Origin of the sequence: Actinomadura luzonensis, assembly GCF_022664455.2 — a bacterium.
GTDB lineage: Bacteria > Actinomycetota > Actinomycetes > Streptosporangiales > Streptosporangiaceae > Nonomuraea > Nonomuraea luzonensis.
In genome coordinates, this window is sequence record NZ_JAKRKC020000001.1 from 4,087,444 (window position 1) to 4,104,736 (window position 17,293).

Sequence of the window (17,293 nt, forward strand, 5' to 3'; positions counted from 1 at the left end):
CCTCCCGCGGCCTGCCTGGCTCAGCCCTGCCGGAGGCCGGCGCGCGCGCCCGAAGCCGCGCGGCGGTCGGGGCGATCGGGCCGGTCGGGGCGGTCGGGGCGGTCGGGGCGGCGGCCGAGGCGGCGGCCCCACGCCTGGCCGGGCCGTTCGACGTACCGGTAGGCCAGCGCGCTCACGCCCAGCACCAGCGCCAGGGCCAGCGCCGACATCGCCACCTGGTACGCCGGCTCGGCCCGCCGCAGGTCACCGGTGACCTCGGTGAAGTACTTCAGCAGCGGATGGTGCACCAGGTAGAGCGAGTAGCTGACGAGCCCGAGCCAGACCACCGCCCGGGGCAGCCGCCGCCCCCGCAGCGCCATGCCGCCCGCGAACGTGGCCGCCGCCAGCGCGATCGTGGTGATCCACACGTCGGCCCGCACCCACCACCAGCCGCCCTCGATCGCCCACAGCGGCGCGAGCACCACCAGCGCCGCCGTCACGGCCACCGGCCACAGCCCGCCCGCGCCCTCCTCCCAGCGGCGGATCGCGGTGCCCGCGAACATCACCGCCAGCACCGCCACGCCGAGCCACGGCACCCGGCTGCTCAGTACGAGCGCCGCCAGCGCCATCACGCCCAGCACGCAGGCCGCCGCCGTACGGGCCCGCCCCCACAACACGCACGCCAGCCCCGCCGCGAACAGGGCCCCGGTCACGTACGCCGGCCACCCGCCCCGCAGCGCCGCACCGGAGGCCACCAGCCCCACCACGACGGACGCGCCCGCGAACCCCACCGCCAGCGCCCCGCTCCGCCGGTGCGCCCCGACCAGGAACAACGCCGTGACCATGAGGTAGAACACCATCTCGTACGACAGCGTCCACATGGTGTCGGCCACGCCGCCCACGCTGACCACGTCGAGCAGCATGGTGGCGTGGGCCGCGACCGCGCTGCCGTCGCGCGGCACCTCGCCGCGTACCGGCACCCACCAGGCCAGCGCCAGGACGAGGCCGATCACGGCGAGGTAGAGCGGGTAGAGGCGGAAGATCCGGCTGATCCAGAAGGCCCGCACGTCGCCGTGGCGCTCCAGCGACGTGGGGATGATGTAGCCGCTGACCAGGAAGAACACCAGGATGCCGTACACCCCGAGGCTGAACCAGTACGGTCGCAGCCCCGGCAGGAACCAGGGCAGCAGGTGCTCGGCCACCACGGCCGTCGCCCCGACGCCGCGCAACGCGTCGAGCCAGGCGAGCCGCCCGCCGGAGCCGGGACGGCCGGGGTCGCTGGGGACGATGGGAGCGGCGGCGGCGGACACCCGCACCAACTTACCCGTAAGTCCCCCGGCGACACCGCCCCCTCCGCGCAATAGCGCGGACCGCCCGGGCGAGGCGGCAGGGCCGCGCCTGCCGAGCCGGCGCAGGAACACGCGCGGGTCAGGTGATGGGGCGGGTCAGGTGATGGGGCGGGTCAGGTGGCGCGGTGGGTGGAGAGGGTGGCGTGGTGGTCGGCGCCGTCGGGGCCGTAGGGGTCGGTGTGGACGGTGGCGGCGCGGAGGCGGGGCAGGTCGTGGATGAGGCGGTGCTCGGCCTCGACCGCCACCGCGTGAGCGTCCACGACGGACATGTCGTGATCGACGAGGATGTCGACCTCGGCGTGCAGGGCGTGCCCGATCCAGCGCAGCCGCACCGCGCCGACCTGCCGCACGCCCCGCACCCCGGACAGGATGCGTTCGGCGGCGTCCACCAGCTCGGGGTCCACCGCGTCCATGAGGCGGTGGTAGATCTCGCGGGCGGCGTCGCGCAGCACGAAGCAGATGGCGATCGTGATCAGCAGCCCGACGACGGGGTCGGCGACCGGGATCCCGAGGGCGGCGCCGCCCGCGCCCAGCAGCACGGCCAGCGAGGTGAAGCCGTCGGTCCTGGCGTGCAGGCCGTCGGCGACCAGGGCGGCCGAGCCGATCTCCCTGCCCACCTTGATCCGGTAGCGGGCCACCCACTCGTTGCCGAGGAAGCCGACCACGGCGGCCGCGGCGACCCAGCCCACGGCGCGCATGTCCTGGGGGTCGAGCAGGCGGGTGACGGCCTCGTACCCGGCGAGCGCGGCGGAGACCGCGATGATCACCACGATGACGATCCCGGCCAGGTCCTCGGCCCGGCCGTAGCCGTAGGTGAAGCGGCGGTTGGCGGCGCGGCGGCCCAGCGAGAACGCGATCGCCAGCGGCACGGCGGTCAGCGCGTCGGCGACGTTGTGCAGGGTGTCGCCGAGCAGCGCCACCGAGCCGGAGGCCACGACGATGACCGCCTGGAGGGCGGCGGTGACCATGAGGGCGGCGAAGGAGACGGCCAGGACGCGCATGCCGCGGCTGCTGGACTCCAGGGCGGTGTCGGTCTTGTCGGCGCTGTCGTGGCTGTGCGGGGTCACCGCGTGCGCGGCCCGCCCCACCAGCCCTTTCAACCGCCCCGCGACCCCACCTCCAGCACCCCCGTGCCCGTGCCCGTGGCCGTGCCCGTGCCCATGTCCGTGGCCGTGCCCGTGCTCGTGGTCGGGCCGGGAGTCGGAATCGGGGTTCTCCTGGTCAGCCATGGCATCCCTCGCTCGCGCACGTCGTCCCTGCCGACCAGGATATGTAGTCCGTCCCGGCAGCCCCGCCGGGCCGCGCGTGTCAAGCTGGCGACGATCTTCCCGACGACGCCCGCCCCTACGTCCGCTCGGGCGCCCTCGACGGCCCGCCGTGCACGGCGCGGCGCTGAAGGTCTCCAAGGACGACAGCGCCCGCTTCTGGGAGGACGTGCGGAGCGAGGATCGGCCGGGGGCGCGGTGAGCGCCGCCCTCCCGGCGCCGCCCGCCGCGGGCGTGCCGGTCAGCCTGCGGGCGCAGGCGTCCGACGCGGCCGGCGACACCGTCACACGGACCCTGCACGACGTCTACGGCGTGCGCTGACCCCGACGGGACCCGGGCGGGCCGGACCGGCGCCGTCCCGCCCGGGCGGGACGGGCCGTCAGTTCAGGCCGCGCAGCCCGTACGTCCGGTTCGTGGTGGTCCCGCCGGACAGCACGTTGCGGTACCCGACCGCCAGCACCGAGCCGCCCACGGCCGCCGCGCCCAGCAGCGTCGAGCCCAGGTCGCTCGGCGGCGCCAGCTCGCTCCGCCAGGCGGCGCCGTCCCAGCGCAGCACCAGCGACTCGGGCGTGACGGCCCCCGAGGAGGTGTAGCCGACGGCCCACACGTGGTCGGCGGCGGTGGCGGCCAGGCCGTACAGGATGGTGTTGCCGGTGCCGCCGGGCGCGGGCAGCGCGACCTCGCGCCAGGCCGTGCCGTCGTAGTGGAAGGCGACGGGCGTGCGGTAGTCGCGGTAGCCGACGGCCCACACGTCCGTCGGGGAGATCGCCTTGACGGCGCGCAGGGCGCCGCCCGTGCCGCCCGCCGGGTCCGGCGCGGCGACGCTGTTCCAGGCCGCGCCGTCCCAGTGGAGGGCGAGCGGGTGGTAGACCTGGCCCTTGCCCTGGTCGCGCCATTCGCCGACGGCCCAGACGTCCGCGCCCGAGGTGCCGGAGACCGAGGTGACCTCGTTGAGGTAGTCGCCGGGGGCGGGGGCGGCGACCCGCGTCCAGGCGGCGCCGTTCCAGTGGGCGGTGTAGACCTCGCCGCGGGCCGGCGCGACCGGGTCGTAGTACGAGCCGACCGCCCAGGCGTCGGCAGCGGACAGGGCGTCGACGCCGGTGACACTGGGGGTGCCGGCCGCGCCGGGCAGGTCGCCGATGCTCCAGGCCGTGCCGTTCCAGTGCCAGGCGGCGGCCTTCTTCGGGCCGTCGCCGCCGCCGTTCACGCCGTGCGCGGTCTCGACGAAGCCGACCGCCCAGGCGTCGGCGGCCGAGGCGGCGTCCACCGCGTAGAGCCGGTTGTAGAGCTGGGAGCCGTTCGGGCTGGCCACGCGGGACCACGACGTGCCGTTCCAGCGTTCGACGAGGGTGCGTTCGGCGCCCAGGGTGAAGTCGTAGGCCGAGCCGACGGCCCACGCGCCGGTGGCCGAGGTGGCGGCGACGCCGTTGAGCCGGCTCAGGTCGCCTCCGGGGGTGGGGGTGACGGCCCAGGTGGCGGCCGCGGCGGGGCTCGCCGCGACGGCCAGGCAGAGCGCGGTGACGGCGGCGGTGCGGGCGAAGGTTCTCATGGCTCATGCTTCCTTCCGACAGGGGAGCCGCGTACCTCCCCCACGGGCGGGAGCGCCCGCCCGGCCCGATCGTGACCGGACCGTGACCGCATCCGGCAGGGCCACTTCGCCGGCCGCGCCGGCCGCCTCACCAGCCGATCTTGCCCTTCCCCGACACCAGCGAGCGGGCGATGACCAGCCGCTGCACGTCGTTGGTGCCCTCGCCGATCGCCATCAGGGGCGCGTCCCGGTAGAGCCGTTCGACGGCGAACTCCTGCGAGTAGCCGTAGCCGCCGTGGATGCGCATCGACTCCAGGGACGCCTTCAGCGCCACCTCGGAGGCGAAGTACTTGGCCATCCCGGCCTCCATGTCCACCCGCTTGCCGCCGTCGGCCTGGGACGCGGCCCAGTACGTGAGCAGCCGGGCCGCCTGGATCTCGGTGGCGAGGTCGGCCAGCTTGAGCTGGACGGCCTGGAAGTCGGCGATGGGCTGCCCGAACGCGGTGCGCTCCTTGGCGTAGGCGAGCGCGGCGTCGTAGGCGGCCTGGGCCACGCCGACGGCGCGGGCGGCGATGTTGATGCGGCCGATCTCCAGGCCGCCGAGCACCTGCTGCATGCCGCGCCCCTCGACGCCGCCGAGCAGCGCGGAGACCGGCACCCGCACCTCGTCGAGCACGACCTCGCAGGTCTCGGTGCCCTTGTAGCCGAGCTTGGGCAGGTCGCGGCTGACCGCGAAGCCCGGCAGGGACGGGTCCACGAGCAGCACGGACATGCCCTTGTGGGCGGGCTCGGCGATCGAGGTCTTGACGAGGACCGGCAGCGGGTCGGCGTGGCGGGCGTTGGTGATCCAGGTCTTGGTGCCGGTCACCACGTAGTGGTCGCCGTCGCGGACCGCTCTGGTCCGGATGCCCTGCAGGTCGGTGCCGGCGGCGGGCTCGGTGAGCGCGATGCCGGTGCGGCGGGCGCCGGTGGCGAGGTCCCTGAGGTGGAGCCGGCGCTGCTCGTCGGTGCCGTGCCGGTGGATCATCCAGCAGGCGATCGAGTGGGAGCCGAGGGTGCCGGCCACGCCCATCCAGCCGCGCGCGATCTCCTCGAAGACCAGCGCGAAGGAGACCATGTCGGCGCCCATGCCGCCGTACTCCTCGGGCACGGACAGGCCGAACAGGCCCATCTGCTTCATCTTGTCGACGATCTCGGCCGGGTACCTGCCGGAGTGCTCCCACTCCACGGCCACCGGCAGGATCTCCTTGTCCACGAACGCTCGCAGGGTCTCGCGGAAGGCCTTCTGTTCGTCGCTCAGCTCGAAATCCATCTGCCTCGATCCCCGCTCGCCGTACTGATCAGGCAGCTCACGTTAATAAGGCGGTACTTACCGGGTCAACGCCCTAGGCGGATCGGGCGGCGAGCTTGGCGACGACGTCCACGATGCGGGAGGCGCGGTCCAGCTCCGCGCGGTGGAAGCCGGGCCCGTCGGCGGCGCGGGCGACGACCAGGTGCACGCCGTGGTCCAGGACGGGGAGCAGCATCAGGCGCAGTTCGCTGGCGTCCACGGCGGCGGGCCGCGGCGGCGGCTCGGGCAGGTCGAACGACTCCGGCGCGGCCAGCGAGGCGTGCCGGACCGCGCCGTCGGCGACCGCCAGCGACCATTCGGCGCCGCACAGGCCGGGCAGGGCGTCCACCAGGGTGGCCAGGCCGCGGCCGGGCTCGGCCACGACGTGCGAGAGCAGGTCGTAGTCGAGGGCCGTGCCGGGGACCTCCTTGGTGGTCCAGACGCCCTCGATCTTCACGCCGGGCACGGCCGAGAGCCGGTCGCGGGCCTCGGCCGGGGTCACGGGCCCCGGCCAGGAGACGGTGAAGTCGTCCACGGCCCGCCCGGCCTCGCGTTCGAGCACGGTGACCTGCAGGATGTCGGCCCCGAGCGTGCCCAGGGCCTTGGCGACCTGGCCGAGTCCGCCCGGCCGGTCCGGCAGCGACACCCTCAGTCGCAGCAGCATTGCCGCCCCCTTTCCAGAGCTCTCACAGTGCCGTGGCAAGGTTTCCGGCATGTTCCACGGATATGTCGTGCATGCTGCGGTTATATCCCGAGATAGAGGGTTAAGTCCGGATTATCAACCACGGTCTGTCCATGGTGAGCCGATGGCCGCCCCAAGCCGGGTCAGGCGAACACGTCCTGCTGGTAGCGGCCCGCGGCCTCCAGCCCCGCCAGCCACGCCTCGCCGTCCCCGCCGGCGCGCTCCCGGTACAGGTCCAGCAGGGCCTGCCGGACGGCGGGCGCCATCCGCAGGCCGTCGCCGCAGACGTAGACGTGGGCGCCCTGCTCCAGCAGCCCCCACACCTCGTCGCCGTGCGCGGCCACGGCGTCCTGGACGAACCGGTACGGGTGCCCCGGCACGGCGGAGAACGCCGTGTGCACGCTCACCTCGGGCCGCCCGGCCCAGGCCGCGAGCTCGTCGCGGTAGAGCAGGTCGTGCTCCGGGTGCCGGCACCCGGCGAACACCACCGCCCGCCCGGGGGCCGCGGCCAGCGCCCGCTCCTCCAGGAAGCCGCGCAGCGGCGCGAACCCGGTGCCGGGCCCGACCAGGATCACCGGCGTGGCCGGGTCGGCGGGCAGCCGGAACGGGGGCGCGGGCACCCGCACGTACCCGTAGAAGACCTCGCCCTCCGCCAGCCCGGCCAGGTACGCCGAGCACATCCCGTGGTAGGTGCCCGTCCCCGACCAGGCCGTGCCCGACCAGGCCGGGCCCTCGACCAGCCCGACCGTCAGCCGCACCAGCGACGGGTCGGCCAGCGGCGAGGAGGAGACGGAGTAGTAGCGCGGCCGGATCGGCCCGGCCAGCTCCAGGAACACCGGCAGCGGCAGCTCGATCGCCGGGAAGCGGTCGAGCAGCGCCAGCGGGGAGACCCGCTTGGCGAGGATCTCCTCGGCGTAGTTCGCGCTCAGCTCGGCGAGCTGGCGGCGGGTCCACGGGCAGCCGGTGTGCGCGCTCAGCGCCTCCAGGTCGGCCCGGGTGGCGACCTCCTGCAGCTCGGCGAACTCGGCCAGCAGCAGCCCGGCCGTCACCGGCGTGTCCACCGGCAGGTGGGTGGCCCCCTCGGCGCGCAGCCGGACCACCTGGTCGCGCGGGACGCGCAGGCAGCGCAGCGCCCATTCGACCAGCTCGGGGTCGTTCTTGGCGAAGACGGCGAGGTGGTCGCCGGCCTCGTAGGTGACGCCTTCCGGCAGCCGGGCCACGATGGAGCGCACGCCGGGCCGCGGGGCCTCGGCGGAGAAGTCCCAGAGCCCGGCGGGGTCGCCGGTCAGCTCCTCGTTGGAGACGACGGTCAGCGGGACGGCGCGCCCGGAGACGACCGACGGCCGCACCTCGGCCTCGCTCAGCACCTCCATGCTGTAGCGGGGGCCGCTCGCGCCGGCGCCCGCGCCGTACTCCTCGGCCAGCGCCGCCCACAGCCGGGCGGTCCACGCCGAGACGTCGCCGTCGAAGTCGCCGTCGGTGTCGGCCTCGCCCCGCTCGACGAGTGGCACCGCCCCCGCGGCGGTCAGCTTCTCGTACGCGCGCCGCGGGAACTCCTGGTAGGTCGGCCACTGCGTGTTGCCGCAGCCGAGCACCGCGAGCCGCACCCCGGACAGGTCGGGCAGCGTGTCGAGGGCGTCGAAGCGCTGGGCGTTGTCGGGGGCCTTGCCGTTGTAGGAGGAGGCGACCACGACGAGCAGGCCCTCGCGCGGCGGGTCCAGCTCGTCCAGCGTGGTCAGCGTGGTGGCGAACCCGGCCCGCCCGGCCCGCTCGGCCAGCCGTTCGGCGAGGTCGGCGCTGGTGCCGAGGTTGGAGCCGTAGGCGACGGTGAGCGGCACCCCGGCCACGGCCACGTCCTGCCGCGGCTGCTCGGGGGCGGCGGCGGCCTGGGGGGCCGCCGGGACGGCCCGCTCGTGGGCGCGCCGCTCGCGCGCCCGCAGCGTGAACCCGTCCGGCTTGAGGGTGAGCGTCTGCTTGATCTTCATCCGGTACGCCGACGGGTCGGACAGCGCGAAGCGGCGCAGGATCATCGCCAGGGCCAGCCGCGCCTCGGTGAGCGCGAACTGGCGGCCGATGCAGGCCCGCTCGCCGTTGCCGAACGGCTTGTACGCGGCCGGGTGGTGGGCCTTGCGCTGCTCGGGCAGCCAGCGGTCGATGTCGAACTCCTCCGGCCGCTCCCACGCCTTGGGGTGGCGGTGCAGCATGGGCAGCAGCACGCCGACGCCCTGGCCGCGCGGGATCGGGTAGCCGCCGATCTCGGTGTCCTCGATCGCGCTCACGCTGAAGGCGGGGATCGGCGACCAGATGCGCAGCGTCTCCTCCAGGATGCGCGGCACCACGTCCAGCTTCATGACCGTCTCGTAGGTGGGCGGCTCGTCGCCGGGCAGCAGCCGGTCCACCTCCTCGTAGGCGCGGGCCAGCGTGTGAGGCTCGCGCAGCAGGTTGTACAGCGCGAAGGAGAGCAGGCCGCTGGTGGTCTCGTGGCCGGCGATGAGGAAGGTGAGCACCTGGTTGCGGATGTTCTCGTCCGGCAGCCGGGCGCCGCTCCGCGGGTCGGCGGCCTCCAGCATGAGCCCGAGCAGGTCCTTGGCGGCCCCGCCGCCGCCCTCGGCCCTGCGCGCCTTGATGACGTCGTCGACCAGGGCCTGCATGGTGGCGATGTCGCGCCGGTAGCTCTCCTCGTGGCCGCGCTTGAGCCGGGTGACGAAGGGGAGCTGCTGGTTGCGCAGCATGGCCTCGGTGAGCGCGCCGCCCATGGCCTGCAGGAACGGGTGCAGCTCGGGCGAGGAGAAGGAGTCGAACCGGTGGCCGAACCCGGTCAGCGAGATCGTGTCGAGCGTGAGCCGGGTCATGTCGTCGGCGACCGGCAGGTCCTGGCCCTGGCGCGCCGCCCACGAGGCGACGAGCTGCTCGGCCACCTCCAGGAACTGCGGGTAGTACCCCTTCATCGAGCGCTGGCTGAAGGCCGGCATGAGGATGCGGTGGGCCTGGCCCCAGACCGGCTCGTCCTGCTCGGCGGTGAACAACCCGTCGCCGCCGAAGTCGCGCACGATCGACAGCGGCGGCCTGATGCGCTTGACGAACCTGCTCTCGTCGCACACCTCGGCCACCAGGTCGGGGTCGAAGACCAGCACGATCGTGCGGCCGGCGACCTCCAGCCGGAAGATGCCCTCCTCCTGGTAGCGGCCGGCCACCTCGACGAAGTGCTCCATGGGGGCGTGCGAGGGGATCTGCAGCGTGTTGCCCAGGAGGGGCAGGCCCTGCGGGGCGGGGATCATCCGAGCCATGAGAGCTCCCGAAACGTAGCCATACACTGTATGGCTCACGCTACCATACGGCGTATGGCAGTGAGCGCGCGCCGGGGCACCCCGCTGAGCATCGACGAGATCTGCGCCGCGGCGCTGCGGCTGGTGGACGAGGGCGGCGTCGAGGGCCTGTCCATGCGCAAGCTGGCCGCCGAGCTCGACGTCAACCCGATGTCGCTCTACCACCACGTGGCGAGCAAGGACGCGCTGCTGGAGCTCATTTGCGCCACGGCGGCGTCCCGGATGAGCCTGCCGCCGGACGACGGCACGCCCTGGCAGGAGCAGCTCCGCGCCCTCGCGCTGGCCTACCACCGGCACGCGCGGCTGCACCCCGCGCTGTGGATCCACGTCCACAACCACCCGCGGATCATCGCCGACCGGCGGCTGTCGCTGTGGCAGGTGCTCGAACGCGTGCTGCGGCTGGCCGGGGTGCCGGAGGAGGAGCTGCGCCGCACCAGCGACGTGCTGCACGCGTTCGTCTCGGGGATCATCCTCGCCGAGCTGCAGGGTCACCTGCCCGACGACCCCGAGGAGACCGGGCGCAGGCTGGCGACCGCGGTCGAGCTCATCGTGCGCGGGCTGGAGGGCGGCGCGGCCGGCGCCCGCCCCGCGGCCCGGGGCTGATCAGCCGGCCGCCTCCCAGACGGACTCGAAGGCGGCCCCGTTGATCTCGGCGAGGTCCCAGATCTCCAGCGGCTGGTCGGTCAGGAAGCCGTCCTGGTCCTGCGGATGGGCCCACCAGTAGCGGCGGGCGGCGCGGTCGGCGCCGACCTCGACCTGCCGGATCGCCCAGTGCTCGCCGTCGCCCTCGACGCTCTCGAACAGCCACACCCGCCCGGTGTCGTCGGCGGTGTGCCAGTAGCGGCGCGGGCTCTCGGACTCGGCGAGCCGCCGCAGCAGCGGCGTGCGATGATCTGGACCTGCCACCCGCTCATGCTAGCGGCCGCTCTGGTAGGCGCCCGCGTCCGGCGTGCCGTCGAGCTCGCGGCCCTGCACGTCCTTGGGCCGGGCCCGGCCGCCGCCGAACCAGGCGCCGCCCAGCGGCACGCCCCGGCCGAGGGCCGGCGAGCCGGGCCGCAGCCGCAGGTCGGCGCGGGAGACGAATTTGGGGTCGGCCACCACGGACTTCGGCCCCAGCTTGAACCTGATCCGCCCCCGGTAGACGTTGGCGTCGTCGTCGGCGCCCTGGCCGTCCTCCCAGCCGGCCTCGCCGCCGACCACGATCACGTTGTTGCGCAGCTTGAGTATCGCGGGCGAGCAGCCGTCGTGGCAGGACCAGCCGACGGTGTCGCGGGCGGGCAGGTAGACCGAGTTGTGCACGGCGACGGTGCCCATGACGGGGCCGACGACGTGGCGGGGGCCGCGGGTGATGAGGAAGGAGCCGCGGGAGCGGGAGGAGGTGACGACGTTGAAGGCGAAGACGTTGCCGGCGGCGGTCCTGCCCTTCTCGGCGCCTAGCTCGGTGAAGGTCTCGTTGTCCCTGGAGACGTTGCGGACGATCAGGTTGCGGTCGCCGTTGAAGACCTCGACGGCGGCGCCGTCCGCGCCGTAGTCGGCGCTCCTCGCGAAGCTGCCGGTGATGGTGTTGCCGGCGACCACGTTGTCGTCGCCGTTGAGCAGCACGCCGAAGGCGCCGGAGTCGTTGTCGCCGCCCACGTCGTTGACGCTCATGCGGTCGTTGCCGGTCAGGACGCTGTCGCGGACGATGTTGCGGGAGCCGATGACCTGCACGCCGGCGATGTTGCGGTCGGCCTGCACGCCGGAGAGCTGGTTGCCGCGGCCCTCGACCCGGAAGCCGGCCCAGCGGCAGCCGGAGGCGCGCAGGCCGCCGATCCGCCAGTGGTCGCCGCTGACGACCACGCAGTCCTCGTCCGTGCCGGTGATCTTCGCCAGCGGGCCCTTGCCGTAGGCGGTGACGGTGATGGGCCGGGCCGGGGTGCCCTTGGCGGCGAGGGTGAGCGAGCCGGTGAAGGAGCTGCCGCGCTTGACGGCGACGGTGTCGCCGGGCTTGAGGTCGGCGGCGTTGACGGCGTCGAGCGACTTCCACGGGGTGCGGGCGCTGGTGCCCGTGGCCGAGTCGTCGCCGGATCTGGAGTCGACGTAGTAGGTGGTGCCCGCATGGGCCGAGGCCGCGGCGGCGGGGACAGCGGCGGGGACAGTGGGCAGGAGCGAGGCCATGACGGCTACGGACAGCAACCTCATCGGGGCACACCACTATCTAGTTGAAACGTAAAGTGACACAGGTCACAGTAGCGTCTTCAGTGCGTGACGCGCCATACGGAGAGTGATGGTCCGTCGCCGGAGATCTCGTCGCCGTCGGCCGCGTCGTACACGCCTTGCATGCGCACGCCCACCGGAAGGGGCGCGCCGGGGGCCCGGCGGGCGGCCACGACCAGCGTCTCCCGCTCGCTCTCGCGGGCGAGGACCAGGCAGTCGGCGTCGGCGTGCAGCCAGCGCAGCCCGCCGTGACGCAGCGTGGGCTCGGCGCGGCGCAGGCCGAGCAGGTCGCGGTAGCCGGCGAGGGTGGCCGCGTCCTGGTCGGCCGGCCGGTTCCAGGGCATGGGGGTGCGCGAGTGCTCGCCGTTGACGCCGGTCAGGCCGAACTCGCTGCCGGCGAAGACCATGGGCGTGCCGGGCAGCGTGGCCTGCAGGCCGAGGGCGAGCAGGTGGCGCTCGCGCGAGCCGGTGACCGTGCGGATGCGCGGCGAGTCGTGGGAGTCGAGGAGCTGCCAGGAGTGCACGAGCGAGCGCCACGACATGGCGGCGGCGAAGGCGCGGAAGGTGGCGAGGGTGGCGGGCCCGTCGCGCTCGGGGACCCCGCCCGGCACGCCGAGGAAGTGCTCCAGGTCCAGGCCGGGGCCGCGCAGCCAGGCCCAGACGGGGCGGGTGAAGCCGCCGTAGTTCATGGTGCCGTGCCAGCCGTCGCGGTCGAGGTCGCCGCTCGCGTCGTGGTTGTGCTCGGCGATGAGGGCGGCCTCCGGGCCGAGCGCGGCCCGCAGGTACGCGGCCGCGGCGTGGGCGTGGTCGTCGGCGCCCCGGCGGCCGGTCATGTTGGCGACGTCCACGCGCCAGCCGTCGAGCGGGCCGAGCCAGCGGGTCAGGACCTCGCGCATGCCCTCGCGGACGCGGGGGCTGCCCCAGTTGAGCTTCGGCAGCGTCTTGACGCCCCACCAGGAGTCGTAGTCGCCGGTGTCGCGGTCGAAGTAGAACATCTCGCGCTCGGGGGCGGCGACGTCGGAGACGGCCCGGACGAACCACTCGTGGGTGTCGCCGCAGTGGTTGGTGGTGATGTCGCCGAGCAGGCGCATGCCGCGCGCGTGCAGCGCGTCCGACAGGCGGCGCAGGGCCGCGTCGCCGCCGAGCAGCGGGTCCACGCGGGCGAAGCTGGCGGCGTCGTAGCGGTGGTTGGAGCGGGCGGGGAAGAACGGCGTCAGGTAGACGGTGTCGGCGCCGAGGCTCTGGACGTGGTCCAGCCGCCGCACGACGCCGTCGAGGTCGCCGCCGTAGAACTGGCGGGAGGCGCCGGGCCCGTCGGGGATGACGGGGTCGGCGTCCCAGTCGCGGGGCAGCGCCCAGTCCGGCACGTCGCGCATCGGTCGGGAGCGCTCGAAGCGGTCGGGGAAGATCTGGTAGACGATCGCGTCGCGCAGCCAGGCCGGCGGCGGCGTGTGGCAGACCAGCCGGAAGTCGGTGGCGTCGGTCACGTCGTGCCGGGCCAGCCCGGCGGCGCTCAGCCACCGCTGGCCACGCCGGGTGGCCAGCAGGAAGCGGTACGGGGTGACCGGGTTGACGGCGGTGATCTCGGCCCGCCACCAGACGTCCGGGCCGCCCACCCCGGGGACGTCCCTCGGGGCGGGCGCCGCCTCGGCGTAGCGGGGCTCGCCGTCGTGCACCGCGCGCACGGTCACGCCGGTGACGCCGGCGGCGAGCGGTGCGCGCAGCCAGAGCGTCACCCGCGCGCCGAGGGCGGGCTCCTGGTCGGGGACGTACAGTGCCGAGCCGTCGTGATGCGGCTCCCCGAGGTAGCGCAATTCCACCTATCCCTTGACAGCCCCGGCGGTCAGCCCGGAGACGATGTACTTCTGCAACCAGAGGAACACACCCACGGTGGGAATGGCGGTAAGCAGCGTGCCCGCGGCGAACATGCCGAAGTTGGCGTTGCGGTGGTCACCGGCGATCATGCCGTACATGCCGACCGCGAGCGTCTTGCTGCCGGGGTCGCGCAGGAACACGTTGGCCATGAGGAACTCGCTCATGGTGCCGATGAAGGCGAGCAGCGCGGTCACCGCGAGGATCGGCGTGACCAGCGGCATGATGACCCGCCAGAAGATCTGCGCGTGCGTGGCGCCGTCCACGGTGGCGGCCTCGTCGAGCTCCTTCGGCACGGTGTCGAGGAAGCCCTTCATGAGCCAGGTGTTCACGCCGAGCGCGCCGCCCAGGTAGAGCAGCAGCAGGCCCCACACGGTGTTGAAGCCGAACGCCGGGTACAGCTCGGTCACCTCCGTGAAGATCATGAAGATCGTCACGATGGCGAGGAACTGCGGGAACATCTGGATGAGCAGCAGCGCGAGCAGCCCGGCCCGGCGGCCGGCGAAGCGCATGCGGCTGAAGGCGTAGGCGGCCAGCATCGACAGCAGCAGGCTCGCGAACGACGAGACCAGCGCGATGAACACCGAGTTGAAGAACCAGCGCGCGAACGGATAGGTGTCCGAGCCGAACAGGTTCGCGAAGTTGGCCAGGCTCGCCCCGGTCGGCAGCAGCTCGGTGGAGGCGAGCGTGCCGCGCGGGTTGATCGCGGCCGACACCACGAACACGATGGGGAACAGCGCGAACGCGCAGACGGCGAGCACGAACCCGTGCCTGAGGGCGAGCTTCACGCGTAGACCTCCTCCTGCCTGCGGGTGCGGCGGAAGGCGACCGCCGAGATGAGCGCCACGATGGCGAAGATGAACACCGAGATCGCCGCCGCGAACCCGAACTGCGCCCCGCCCGCGCCGAAGGCCAGCCGGAAGGTGTAGGTGATGAGCAGGTCGGTGGCGCCGACCTGCGGGCTCGCGGCCGGGAACGGCCCGCCCTCGGTGGTGAGCGCGATGGCGTTGAAGTTGTTGAAGTTGAACGCGAACGACGAGATCAGCAGCGGCGTCAGCGCGACCAGCAGCAGCGGCAGCGTGACCCGGCGGAAGGCCCGCCACGGGGTCGCGCCGTCGATGGCGGCGGCCTCGGTCAGCTCGCGCGGGATGGCCTGCAGCGCGCCGGTGGTGACCAGGAACATGTAGGGAAAGCCGAGCCACAGGTTGACCAGGATCACCCCGAGCCGGGCGGTGCCGGGCTCGCCGAGCCAGTCCACGTGCGTGCCGAGGAGCTGGTTGACCAGGCCGAAGTCGCGGTTGAACAGGTCGCGCCAGACCAGCAGCATGGCGAAGGCCGGCATCGCGTACGGCAGGATCAGCGCGATCCGGTAGAACCGGGTGCCGCGCATGCGCGGATGGTGCAGCGCCAGCGCCACCCCCATGCCGAGCGCGAACGTGCCGAGCACCGAGGCCAGCGCGAAGACGACGTTCCAGCCGAGCACGCCGAGGAAGTAGCCGGAGATGGTGGGGTCGGTCAGCGCGCGGGCGAAGTTGGCGAGGCCGACGTTGACCTGCCAGCCCTGCGCCAGGTGCTCGCCGCGGGCGTTGACGAAGTAGCCCTGCTCCTCGTCGGCGGTCCAGGTGCCGTCCGGGCCGCGCACGCAGTCGCAGGAGGCGTCGTAGGCGAGCGCGGCGCGGCCCTCGACGGCGCGGCTGAGGCCGTTGGCCTTGATCAGCCCGCCGGGGGTGGGCACCGCGAAGGCCGAGATGTCCTGGGCGCGGGCGGCGGCCTCGGGCCCCTTGAGCACGGTCAGGCCGGGCGCGGAGACGACCTTGCCGGTCAGGCCCAGCTCGGCCCCGGCCAGCGGGGTCAGGCCCGCGGGGTCGCCGAGGGAGACCTGCTTGGTCTTCGGGTCCACCAGCAGGAACACCAGCTCGTCGCCGCGCAGGGCGGGGGTCAGCGCGTACTCGGGCGAGCCGGGCGCCTGGCGGACCGAGCCGGTCTCGATGGCGGTGACCGCCTCGGCCTTGGTGCCGCGGTGCCCGTCGCCGAAGTTGGTGAACGCGGTGGTCGCCGTGTACACGACGGGGAAGACCTGGAAGGCCAGCAGGAAGATCGTGCCGGGGACGAGGTACTTGGCCGGCACGAAGCGACGGGTCAGGTACAGGAAGGCGACGGCCGCGGCGGCGGCGCACAGCAGCGTGAGCGCGGCCCATGAGCCCGCGGCGGCGAGCGGCGGCACGGCGTACAGCAGGATCGCGGCGGTCACGGCGAGCACCGCGATCCTGCTCACGACGAACGCCGTGGTGATCTCCCGGCGGGGCCGGGCGGGCGGGGTGCTCTCCGCCCGCGCGGCCTCGCGCACGTCCACAGCCACGGCGTCAGTTGTTCTTGAGCGCGCCGTCGATGGCCTTCTGCGCCGCCGCTGCGGCCTCGGCCGGGTCGCCGCCCTTGACCGCGGCGTTCTCGGCGATGCCGAACGGCTCCCAGATGGCGGCCATCTCGGGGATGGCGGGCATGGGCGTGCCGTCCTTGCCGGCGTCCATGAACTTGGCGGCGTCCGGGTCCTCGGCCTGGACCTGCTGGAGCGCGGCGGTCAGCGCCGGGGGCCGCGGGTCGGCCTTGTACAGGGCCATGGCGACGTCGACGTTGGTCACGTAGTTGGCGACGAACTCCTGGGCCAGAGCCTTGCTCTTGCCCTTGGAGGCGACGAAGAAGGTCTGGACGCCGACGAACGGGGTGGCGGGCTTGCCGTCCTTGAACGACGGGACGGCGCTGATGTCGTAGGACAGGCCGGCCTTCTTGACGTCGGCCATCGCCCACGGGCCGGAGACGAGGTAGGCGCACTTGCCGCCGGCGAAGTTGACGATGTAGTTCTCGTTCGTGATGGACGTGCGCAGCGCGCCGTCGCCCTTCTCGCCGAGGTCCTTGAGCTTCTCGAACGCCTTGACCGAGTCCGGGGCGCCGAGCAGCACCTTCTTCGGGTCGGGATCGCCGGTGGCGGTGGCGCCGAACAGCGCGCCGCCGGCCGAGGCGAAGATCGGGTAGACGTGGAAGGCGTCGCCCTTCTGGCCGACCGGCAGGCAGAGCACCTCCTTGACCTTGCCGGCCTTCTTGAGCTCCTTGCCCTTGGCGATCATGTCCTCGATGGTGGCGGGGGCGTCGGGGGCGAGCTCGGTGTTGCGGATCAGGGCGATGTTCTCCATCGCGTACGGCGCGCCGTAGACCTGGCCGTCGAAGGTGACGGCCTGCATGGCCTTGGCGGAGAAGGCGGCCTTCTGCTCCTCGGTCAGGGTGACCGGGTCGATGGCGCCGTTCTGCACGAGGTTGCCGATCCAGTCGTGCGCGCCGATCATGATGTCCGGGCCGCTGCCCTGCTGCGAGGCGGTCAGGAAGGTCGTCTGGTTGTCCTTGCTGATCTCCTTCACCTCGACCGTCACGCCGTTCTCCTTGCCGAAGGCGTCGGCGAAGGGCTTGAGCGGCTGCACCCGGCTGGGGTCGGCCCAGATGACGAGCGTGCCGCCGCCCGCGGCCGCCGAGGCGGGGGCGGAGGTGCCGGACGCCGCCGGGGCGGCCGGCTCGGCGCCGCCGCCGCAGGCCGTCGCGGCGAAGGCGAGGGTCGCGAGTGCGGCCACACCCAGAGCACGCTTGCGCATGAGACCTCCTGAGGTCACACAGAAGCAGCGGCGCGCGAGACGCGCGCCGCCGCGGAGGAAAGCCCGAACGTTTCCGGGACGTTAGCGGCTCTTTGCAAGAATTGGAAGAACTTGCGAAAGAGCGTTAC

14 protein-coding genes are annotated in these 17,293 nt (G+C 73.5%); 2 read left to right on the forward strand and 12 right to left on the reverse strand.

The window, feature by feature from the left end:
- Nucleotides 1–20: 20 nt before the first annotated feature.
- Nucleotides 21–1,289: an acyltransferase family protein gene (locus MF672_RS19905; protein WP_242376617.1), complete on the reverse strand. Its 1,269-nt coding sequence runs from the start codon at nucleotides 1,287–1,289 to the stop codon at nucleotides 21–23.
- Nucleotides 1,290–1,441: 152 nt separating this feature from the next.
- Nucleotides 1,442–2,557, reverse strand: a complete 1,116-nt coding sequence (locus tag MF672_RS19910) for a cation diffusion facilitator family transporter (RefSeq protein ID WP_242376618.1) — start codon at nucleotides 2,555–2,557, stop codon at nucleotides 1,442–1,444.
- Between the two features lie 234 nt (nucleotides 2,558–2,791).
- Between MF672_RS19910 and MF672_RS51435 the strand changes: the two genes are divergently transcribed.
- Nucleotides 2,792–2,914, forward strand: a complete 123-nt coding sequence (locus MF672_RS51435) for a hypothetical protein (protein WP_302893237.1) — start codon at nucleotides 2,792–2,794, stop codon at nucleotides 2,912–2,914.
- A 58-nt stretch (nucleotides 2,915–2,972) separates the two neighbouring features.
- Here the strand turns inward: MF672_RS51435 and MF672_RS19915 are convergent, their stop codons facing one another.
- From MF672_RS19915 to MF672_RS19930, 4 genes are all read right to left on the reverse strand, one after another.
- Nucleotides 2,973–4,142 (reverse strand): hypothetical protein, encoded by a 1,170-nt coding sequence (locus MF672_RS19915; protein WP_242376619.1) that lies wholly within the window; start codon nucleotides 4,140–4,142, stop codon nucleotides 2,973–2,975.
- 127 nt (nucleotides 4,143–4,269) lie between these two features.
- Nucleotides 4,270–5,433: an acyl-CoA dehydrogenase family protein gene (locus MF672_RS19920; RefSeq protein WP_242376620.1), complete on the reverse strand. Its 1,164-nt coding sequence runs from the start codon at nucleotides 5,431–5,433 to the stop codon at nucleotides 4,270–4,272.
- Between the two features lie 73 nt (nucleotides 5,434–5,506).
- Nucleotides 5,507–6,115 (reverse strand): ACT domain-containing protein, encoded by a 609-nt coding sequence (locus MF672_RS19925; RefSeq protein ID WP_242376621.1) that lies wholly within the window; start codon nucleotides 6,113–6,115, stop codon nucleotides 5,507–5,509.
- 161 nt (nucleotides 6,116–6,276) lie between these two features.
- Nucleotides 6,277–9,420: a bifunctional cytochrome P450/NADPH--P450 reductase gene (locus MF672_RS19930; protein WP_242376622.1), complete on the reverse strand. Its 3,144-nt coding sequence runs from the start codon at nucleotides 9,418–9,420 to the stop codon at nucleotides 6,277–6,279.
- Between the two features lie 54 nt (nucleotides 9,421–9,474).
- Here MF672_RS19930 and MF672_RS19935 point away from each other — a divergent pair, with 54 nt between their 5' ends.
- On the forward strand, nucleotides 9,475–10,062 hold the full coding sequence (locus tag MF672_RS19935) for a TetR/AcrR family transcriptional regulator (RefSeq protein ID WP_242376623.1): 588 nt from the start codon (nucleotides 9,475–9,477) through the stop codon (nucleotides 10,060–10,062).
- Here MF672_RS19935 and MF672_RS19940 read toward each other — a convergent pair whose 3' ends face one another.
- Genes MF672_RS19940 through MF672_RS19965 form a run of 6 tightly spaced genes read right to left on the reverse strand, consistent with a single transcriptional unit; the run spans nucleotide 10,063 to nucleotide 17,165 of the window.
- Nucleotides 10,063–10,365, reverse strand: coding sequence for a hypothetical protein (locus tag MF672_RS19940; RefSeq protein ID WP_242376624.1), 303 nt, complete (start codon nucleotides 10,363–10,365; stop codon nucleotides 10,063–10,065).
- 9 nt (nucleotides 10,366–10,374) lie between these two features.
- Nucleotides 10,375–11,640, reverse strand: coding sequence for a right-handed parallel beta-helix repeat-containing protein (locus tag MF672_RS19945; protein ID WP_242376625.1), 1,266 nt, complete (start codon nucleotides 11,638–11,640; stop codon nucleotides 10,375–10,377).
- Nucleotides 11,641–11,696: 56 nt separating this feature from the next.
- Nucleotides 11,697–13,475, reverse strand: coding sequence for a glycoside hydrolase family 13 protein (locus tag MF672_RS19950; protein WP_242376626.1), 1,779 nt, complete (start codon nucleotides 13,473–13,475; stop codon nucleotides 11,697–11,699).
- Nucleotides 13,476–14,315, reverse strand: coding sequence for a sugar ABC transporter permease (locus MF672_RS19955; RefSeq protein ID WP_242376627.1), 840 nt, complete (start codon nucleotides 14,313–14,315; stop codon nucleotides 13,476–13,478).
- On the reverse strand, nucleotides 14,312–15,886 hold the full coding sequence (locus tag MF672_RS19960; protein WP_242376628.1) for an ABC transporter permease subunit: 1,575 nt from the start codon (nucleotides 15,884–15,886) through the stop codon (nucleotides 14,312–14,314). Before MF672_RS19960 ends, MF672_RS19955 begins: the two co-directional genes overlap by 4 nt.
- A 4-nt stretch (nucleotides 15,887–15,890) precedes the next feature.
- The gene (locus MF672_RS19965) at nucleotides 15,891–17,165 is read right to left on the reverse strand and encodes a sugar ABC transporter substrate-binding protein (RefSeq protein ID WP_242376629.1); all 1,275 of its coding nucleotides are present in this window, start codon (nucleotides 17,163–17,165) and stop codon (nucleotides 15,891–15,893) included.
- Nucleotides 17,166–17,293: the final 128 nt, after the last annotated feature.

Bases quoted from the DNA above. Each gene is read 5' to 3' on its own strand.
- MF672_RS19935 (WP_242376623.1), top strand. From the start codon at position 9,475: ATGGCAGTGAGCGCGCGCCGGGGCACCCCGCTGAGCATCGACGAGATC.
- MF672_RS19930 (WP_242376622.1), bottom strand. From the start codon at position 9,420: ATGGCTCGGATGATCCCCGCCCCGCAGGGCCTGCCCCTCCTGGGCAAC.
- MF672_RS19965 (WP_242376629.1), bottom strand. From the start codon at position 17,165: ATGCGCAAGCGTGCTCTGGGTGTGGCCGCACTCGCGACCCTCGCCTTC.
- MF672_RS19920 (WP_242376620.1), bottom strand. From the start codon at position 5,433: ATGGATTTCGAGCTGAGCGACGAACAGAAGGCCTTCCGCGAGACCCTG.
- MF672_RS19910 (WP_242376618.1), bottom strand. From the start codon at position 2,557: ATGGCTGACCAGGAGAACCCCGATTCCGACTCCCGGCCCGACCACGAG.
- MF672_RS19945 (WP_242376625.1), bottom strand. From the start codon at position 11,640: ATGAGGTTGCTGTCCGTAGCCGTCATGGCCTCGCTCCTGCCCACTGTC.
- MF672_RS19925 (WP_242376621.1), bottom strand. From the start codon at position 6,115: ATGCTGCTGCGACTGAGGGTGTCGCTGCCGGACCGGCCGGGCGGACTC.
- MF672_RS19915 (WP_242376619.1), bottom strand. From the start codon at position 4,142: ATGAGAACCTTCGCCCGCACCGCCGCCGTCACCGCGCTCTGCCTGGCC.